Origin of the sequence: Aromatoleum evansii, assembly GCF_012910805.1 — a bacterium.
Classification (GTDB): domain Bacteria; phylum Pseudomonadota; class Gammaproteobacteria; order Burkholderiales; family Rhodocyclaceae; genus Aromatoleum; species Aromatoleum evansii.
The window spans coordinates 1-396 of sequence record NZ_WTVK01000288.1 but is presented as its reverse complement, the minus strand read 5'-3'; the positions used below and the strand labels follow the sequence as shown (position 1 = coordinate 396).

Below are 396 nucleotides of genomic sequence, written 5' to 3'. Positions count from 1 at the left end.
CCCGTCGCTGCCATCCGGGTGGCAACGGCCGCACCCAGTCGTCGTCCAGACCGAAGAACTCCCTCACGCCTGCGAGGGTAGACGCCGCCACCGACAGCCCGCCTCCCCCGCGCGACGGAGCGTCAGTTCGTCGCGAGCGACACGACGAGATTGATGGCTGTCGCGACGACGCCGACGCCGAGCGCGTAGCTGAGCAGCGTGTGCTGCAGCACGAGGCGTCACACCCACCGGTTCTTCAGGTTCGTGTCGCTGATCTGGTACGTCATTCCGAGGTCGAACGCGACGTACGCGAAGTCGTAGTAGTCGGGTTCGCCGCCCTCGAAGTCGATGCCGTTGCTGGCCGGCGCCGGCTCGTAGTACTGACGGGCGTAGCGCAGCATGTACATGAGGTGCACG

The 396-nt window shown here is 66.7% G+C and carries 1 protein-coding gene; it reads right to left on the bottom strand.

Annotation, left to right across the window (positions count from 1 at the left end; all coding sequences use genetic code 11):
* Window positions 1-218: 218 nt before the first annotated feature.
* On the bottom strand, window positions 219-386 hold the full coding sequence (locus tag GO615_RS30105) for a DUF1345 domain-containing protein (RefSeq protein WP_500676355.1): 168 nt from the start codon (window positions 384-386) through the stop codon (window positions 219-221).
* Window positions 387-396 lie beyond the last annotated feature (10 nt).

Excerpts from the sequence above, each read along its gene's own strand:
- GO615_RS30105 (WP_500676355.1), bottom strand. The coding sequence starts at position 386 with ATGTACATGCTGCGCTACGCCCGTCAGTACTACGAGCCGGCGCCGGCC.